Raw genomic sequence first — 5,907 nt, 5'->3', positions numbered from 1 at the left:
TAATCGCCCGCGCGCGGGGGGCGGGGGCTCCCTGGGGGGGTTAACCCGGGCCCGGGGGGGGCGGGGGGGCCCGGGGGGGGGGGGGGCCCACCCGCCTCTCGCGGATCCCGCCGGGGCCGGCCGGCGGCACATAGCCGAAGGACCGCAGCCGCCGCGCCCAGCCGCCGGGCTCGGGGCGGGGCGGGGCGTCGGTCGGCGTCGGGCCGCTGTCGGTACTCCTCACGCGGGCCATCTTGACATCCGGGTCCTGAAAGGATGGGGCGCATGACGGAGGACATGACCGAGGAGACGCGGTACACGGCGTACACCGGGGAGACCGGCACCCTGGTGCTGGCGGGCACCCCGATCGGGGACCTGGCGGACGCCCCGCCCCGGCTGGCCGCCGAGCTGGCGGGCGCCGACATCGTGGCGGCCGAGGACACCCGGCGGCTGCGCCGGCTCGGCCAGGCGCTCGGGGTGCAGCCGGGCGGCCGGGTGGTGTCCTACTTCGAGGGCAACGAGACGGTCCGCACCGGCGAGCTGATCAAGGAGCTGGTCCGCGGCGCCCGGGTGCTGCTGGTCACGGACGCCGGGATGCCGTCCGTCTCCGACCCCGGCTACCGGCTGGTGGCCGCCGCCGTGGAGCGCGGGGTGCGGGTGACCGCCGTCCCCGGTCCGTCCGCCGTGCTCACCGCGCTGGCGCTGTCCGGGCTGCCGGTGGACCGGTTCTGCTTCGAGGGCTTCCCGCCGCGCAAGGCGGGGGAGCGGGCGGCGCGGCTGCGGGAGGTCGCCGCAGAGCAGCGCACCCTGGTCTATTTCGAGTCGCCGCACCGGGTGGCGGCCACGCTGGCCGCCATGGCGGAGGTGTTCGGCCCCGAGCGGCGGGCGGCGGTGTGCCGGGAGCTGACCAAGACGTACGAGGAGGTACGGCGCGGGCCGCTCGCCGATCTGGCCCGCTGGGCGGAGCAGGGGGTGCGCGGCGAGATCACCGTGGTCGTCGAGGGGGCCCCGGCGCCGGGCCCGGCCGAGGTGGGCCCGGACGAGCTGGCCCGGCGGGTGGCGGCCCGCGAGGAGGCGGGGGAGCGGCGCAAGGAGGCGATCGCCCAGGTCGCGAAGGAGGCCGGGCTGCCCAAGCGCGAGGTCTTCGACGCGGTGGTGGCGGCGAAATCGGACTAAAATGGTGGAAGGCCTCCAAGGAGCCACCATGAACGATCCGAATGTGCCACCGGAACAAGGCGGAGCGGAAGGCTACACCACCCGCGCCGCGTATTCCTTCGCGTGTCTGAGCTGCGGCTACGGCTGGGAACAGCAATTCAGCATCGAGCATCTGCGCGACCCGCACGGCCGGCCCATGGTCGAGTACTGGGTCGGCGGACGGCGGGTCCGCTCGCCGCTGACGTACCCCACCTGTCCCAATTGCGACGGGCACCGGGTGCGGGTGATGCGCCCGGGCCGGGTGGCGGCCGTGCGGCGGGTCTGGCACTGAGGGCGGGGCGCGGCACCCGGTGCCGGGCGCCGTAGGATCGACCCCATGCCCAAGTCCGCCAAGGCGAAGGCGGAGCAGTCCGTACCGCCTCCGCCGCCCGAGCCGCTGGCCGTGCCGGTCGCCGATTCGCACACCCACCTGGACATGCAGGACACCACCGTCGAGGAGGCGCTGGCCCGGGCCGCCGCCGTCGGGGTCACCCGTGTCGTCCAGATCGGCTGCGACGTGGAGCGCGCCCACTGGGCCGCGCGCACCGCCGCCGAGCACCCCGACCGGATCTGGGCCGCCGTCGCCCTGCACCCGAACGAGGCACCCCGGCTCGGCGACGGCCTGGCCGCCGCCCTCGACGAGATCGCCGCCCTGGCCGCGCTGCCGCAGGTCCGCGCGATCGGGGAAACCGGCCTCGACTATTACCGCACCGGGGACGAGGGAAAAGCCGCCCAGCACCATTCCTTCCGCCGTCACATCGCGATCGCGAAAGAACACGGAAAGGCACTGGTCATTCACGACCGGGAGGCCCACGACGACGTGCTGCGCATTCTGAAGGAAGAGGGCGCCCCGCGGCGCACGGTATTCCACTGCTTTTCCGGTGACGCGGCGATGGCGGAGATCTGCGCGGCCGAAGGCTATTACCTGTCCTTCGCGGGCAATGTCACCTTCGCCAGCGCCCAGCCGCTGCGCGACGCGCTCGCCGTCGCCCCGCCCGAGCGGCTGCTGGTCGAGACGGACGCCCCGTTCCTCACCCCGGCGCCCTTCCGCGGCCGCCCCAACGCCCCGTACCTGATCCCCGTCACCCTGCGCGCCATGGCGCAGGTCAAGGGCATGACGGAGGACGACCTCGCCGCGCACATCGCGGCCAACACGGCGCGGGTGTTCGGCGATGCCTGAGGACCCCCTGGACGGCGAACTGCTGAGCGCCGCCGACATCCGCGCCCTGGCCACCGCCCTCGGCGTGCGCCCCACCAAACAGCGCGGCCAGAACTTCGTCATCGACGCCAACACCGTGCGCCGCATCGTGCGCGCGGCGGACATCGGCGAGGACGACGTGGTGGTGGAGATCGGTCCGGGACTCGGCTCGCTCACCCTCGCTCTGCTGCGCACCGCCGGGCACGTCACGGCCGTCGAGATCGACGACACCCTGGCCGCCGCCCTGCCGGCCACCGTCGCCGCCCGGCTCCCGGAGCGCGCCGACCGGTTCGCGCTGGTGCACCAGGACGCGCTGCGCGTCACCGAACTGCCCGGCCCCGCCCCGACCGCGCTGGTCGCCAACCTGCCCTACAACGTGGCCGTCCCGGTGCTGCTGCACATGCTGGCGCTCTTCCCCGGCATCCGGCGCGGCCTGGTGATGGTCCAGTCCGAGGTCGCCGACCGGCTGGCCGCGCCGCCCGGCTCCAAGGTGTACGGGGTGCCGTCGGTCAAGGCCGCCTGGTACGCGGACGTCCGCCGGGCCGGGGCGATCGGCCGCACCGTCTTCTGGCCCGCGCCCAACGTCGACTCGGGCCTGGTGGCCCTCACCCGACGCGAACCGCCGCCCACGACCGCCTCCAGGGCCGAGGTGTTCGCGGTGGTGGACGCGGCGTTCGCGCAGCGCCGCAAGACGCTGCGCTCGGCGCTGGCCGGCTGGGCCGGCTCCCCGGCGGCGGCGGAGGCGGCCTGCACGGCGGCCGGCGTGAGCCCCGGCGCACGGGGTGAGGCGCTGTCCGTCGAGGACTTCGCGCGCATCGCCGAGCACCGGCCCGCCTGACGGCGGCAGGCGGCGCGGGCGGCGCGGGCGGCGTCCCGCGGAGCGGTTGCGGACCGGTCGGGCCGCCCCGCCCGCCCCGGGGTGCCGGGTCCCGGAGGACGTGGCGGGGCCGCCGGTAACACGCCCTAGGCTGTGGGGCATGTCCCATCCCGCTGCCTCCGTGCCGGCCGTCACCATCCGCGTTCCCGCGAAGGTCAATGTGCAGCTGGCCGTCGGCCCGCCGCGTGCGGACGGCTACCACGACCTCGCCAACGTCTTCCTCGCCGTCGGCCTCCAGGACCGGGTGACCGCCCGCCCGGCCGACCGGCTCTCCCTCACCTGCGCCGGCCCCGGCAGTTCCCTGGTCCCGCTGGACGGCTCCAACCTGGCCGCCCGCGCCGCCGAACTGCTCGCCGCGCACACCGGCCGCGGCAGCGCCGACGTGCACCTGCACATCGACAAGGACATCCCGGTGGCCGGCGGCATGGCCGGCGGCAGCGCGGACGCCGCCGCCGCCCTGCTGGCCTGCGACGAACTGTGGGGCACCCACACCCCCCGCGAGGAACTGCTGGAGCTGGCCGGCCGGCTCGGCTCGGACGTGCCGTTCGCCCTCGTCGGCGGCGCCGCCCTCGGCCGCGGCCGGGGCGAACTGCTCACCCCGCTGCCGGTCGGCGGCACCTTCCACTGGGTGTTCGCGCTGGCCGACGGCGGTCTGTCCACCCCCGAGGTGTACCGCGAGTGCGACCGGCTGCGCGGCGACGCCCCGGTGCCCGCCCCGGAGCCGGCCCCGGCGCTGCTGGCCGCGCTGCGCGACGGAGACGCCTACGCGCTGGCCGCCGCCCTCAGCAACGACCTCCAGCCCGCCGCCCTGTCCCTGCGGCCCTCCCTGGCGGATGTCCTGGAGGCCGGCGCCGCCGCGGGAGCCCTGGCGGGACTGGTCTCCGGATCCGGACCCACCTGCGCCTTCCTGGCCCCCGCCGCCCCGACGGCCGCCCGTATCGCCACCGTGCTGGAGGGCTCGGGCACCTGCCGCGCCGCCCGCGCCACCACCTCCCCGGCCCCCGGCGCCGGCGTTCTCACCATCTCAGGAGCCTGACCTTGTCCACCCCCTCTTCCCGCAACCTCGCCAACCTGGAATCCGTCAGCAAGGTGTACGGCACCCGTACGCTGCTGGACGGCATCTCCCTCGGCGTCGGCGAGGGCGACCGGATCGGCGTGGTGGGGCGCAACGGCGACGGCAAGACCACCCTCATCCGGGTGCTCGCCAAGCAGGAGGAGCCGGACGCCGGGCGGGTCACGCACGTCGGCGGGCTGCGGCTCGGCCTGCTCACCCAGCACGACTCGCTCGACCCGGCCGCCACCATCCGGCACGAGGTCATCGGCGATCTGCCCGACCACGCCTGGGCCGGTGACGCCCGGGTCCGCGACATCCTGACCGGCCTGTTCGGCGGACTCGACCTGCCCGGTTTCCCGCAGGGCCTGGAGACGGTCATCGGCCCGCTCTCCGGCGGCGAGCGGCGCCGGATCGCCCTCGCCAAGCTGCTGATCGCCGAACAGGACCTCGTCGTCCTGGACGAGCCCACCAACCACCTCGACGTGGAGGGCATCTCCTGGCTCGCCGGCCATCTGCGGACCCGCCGCTCCGCGCTGGTCATCGTCACCCACGACCGCTGGTTCCTCGACCAGGTCTGCACCCGGATGTGGGACGTGCAGCGCGGCACGGTGCACGCGTACGAAGGCGGGTACAGCGACTACGTGTTCGCCCGCGCCGAGCGCGAACGCATCGCCGCCACCGAGGAGACCAAGCGGCAGAACCTGATGCGCAAGGAGCTGGCCTGGCTGCGGCGCGGCGCCCCGGCCCGTACCAGCAAGCCCCGGTTCCGGATCGAGGCGGCCAACAGCCTGATCGCCGATGTGCCGCCGCCGCGCGACACCGCCGAGCTGATGCGGTTCGCGAACGCCCGGCTGGGCCGTACCGTCTTCGATCTGGAGGACGTGACGATCCGGGTCGGCGAGGATCGCGAACTGCTGCGCCATCTCACCTGGCAGCTCGGCCCGGGCGACCGGATCGGCCTGGTGGGCGTGAACGGCGCGGGCAAGACCTCGCTGCTGCGGGCGATGGCCGAGTCGGCCGCCGACCCGGACGGCGAGCAGGGCGGCTCGCCGCTGGTGACGGCCGGCCGGATCAAGGTCGGCAAGACCGTGCGGCTGGCGTATCTCTCCCAGGAGGTACGGGAGGTGGACCCGGCCTGGCGGGTGCTCCAGGCCGTGGAGTCGGTGCGGGCGCGCGTCGAACTGGGCAAGGGGCGGGAGATGACCGCCTCCCAGCTGTGCGAGCGGTTCGGGTTCAGCAAGGAGCGGCAGTGGACGCCGGTCGGCGACCTGTCCGGCGGTGAGCGGCGCCGCCTCCAGATCCTGCGGCTGCTGATGGACGAGCCCAACGTGCTGTTCCTGGACGAGCCGACGAACGACCTGGACATCGAGACGCTGACCCAGCTGGAGGACCTGCTGGACGGCTGGCCCGGGTCGCTGGTGGTGATCAGCCACGACCGGTACTTCGTGGAGCGCACCACCGACCGGGTGTTCGCGCTGCTGGGGGACCGGACGCTGCGGATGCTGCCGCGCGGCATCGACGAGTACCTGGAGCGCCGCGCGGCCGGCAAGCAGGCGGCGCCCGCCGGCCGGCCCGCGGCCCCGGCGGCGGCTGCCGCGCCGGCGC

General features: G+C 75.2%; 6 protein-coding genes. All 6 read left to right on the top strand.

Features of this window, described 5'->3' with window-relative positions:
- The first annotated feature begins 264 nt into the window (after positions 1-264).
- Positions 265-1,155: a 16S rRNA (cytidine(1402)-2'-O)-methyltransferase gene (gene rsmI, locus ACFV5N_RS11140; protein WP_385597164.1), complete on the top strand. Its 891-nt coding sequence runs from the start codon at positions 265-267 to the stop codon at positions 1,153-1,155.
- A 28-nt stretch (positions 1,156-1,183) separates the two neighbouring features.
- The gene (locus ACFV5N_RS11135) at positions 1,184-1,465 is read left to right on the top strand and encodes a hypothetical protein (RefSeq protein ID WP_385597163.1); all 282 of its coding nucleotides are present in this window, start codon (positions 1,184-1,186) and stop codon (positions 1,463-1,465) included.
- 45 nt (positions 1,466-1,510) lie between these two features.
- A complete protein-coding gene (locus tag ACFV5N_RS11130; RefSeq protein ID WP_385597161.1) occupies positions 1,511-2,353 on the top strand; it encodes a TatD family hydrolase in 843 nt (280 codons plus the stop codon).
- On the top strand, positions 2,346-3,209 hold the full coding sequence (rsmA, locus tag ACFV5N_RS11125; protein WP_385597159.1) for a 16S rRNA (adenine(1518)-N(6)/adenine(1519)-N(6))-dimethyltransferase RsmA: 864 nt from the start codon (positions 2,346-2,348) through the stop codon (positions 3,207-3,209). Before ACFV5N_RS11130 ends, rsmA begins: the two co-directional genes overlap by 8 nt.
- A 139-nt stretch (positions 3,210-3,348) precedes the next feature.
- Positions 3,349-4,284 (top strand): 4-(cytidine 5'-diphospho)-2-C-methyl-D-erythritol kinase, encoded by a 936-nt coding sequence (locus tag ACFV5N_RS11120; RefSeq protein ID WP_385597156.1) that lies wholly within the window; start codon positions 3,349-3,351, stop codon positions 4,282-4,284.
- Between the two features lie 2 nt (positions 4,285-4,286).
- The coding region (locus ACFV5N_RS11115; RefSeq protein WP_385597153.1) for an ABC-F family ATP-binding cassette domain-containing protein at positions 4,287-5,907 on the top strand (1,621 nt) is incomplete at its 3' end.

This window comes from Streptomyces sp. NPDC059853 (assembly GCF_042731495.1).
In the GTDB taxonomy this organism is placed as follows: domain Bacteria; phylum Actinomycetota; class Actinomycetes; order Streptomycetales; family Streptomycetaceae; genus Streptomyces.
The sequence above is the reverse complement of the archived record's forward strand: the minus strand, read 5'-3'. Positions and strand labels throughout refer to the sequence as shown.

Excerpts from the sequence above, each read along its gene's own strand:
- rsmI (WP_385597164.1), top strand. The coding sequence starts at position 265 with ATGACGGAGGACATGACCGAGGAGACGCGGTACACGGCGTACACCGGG.
- ACFV5N_RS11135 (WP_385597163.1), top strand. The coding sequence starts at position 1,184 with ATGAACGATCCGAATGTGCCACCGGAACAAGGCGGAGCGGAAGGCTAC.
- ACFV5N_RS11130 (WP_385597161.1), top strand. The coding sequence starts at position 1,511 with ATGCCCAAGTCCGCCAAGGCGAAGGCGGAGCAGTCCGTACCGCCTCCG.
- rsmA (WP_385597159.1), top strand. The coding sequence starts at position 2,346 with ATGCCTGAGGACCCCCTGGACGGCGAACTGCTGAGCGCCGCCGACATC.
- ACFV5N_RS11120 (WP_385597156.1), top strand. The coding sequence starts at position 3,349 with ATGTCCCATCCCGCTGCCTCCGTGCCGGCCGTCACCATCCGCGTTCCC.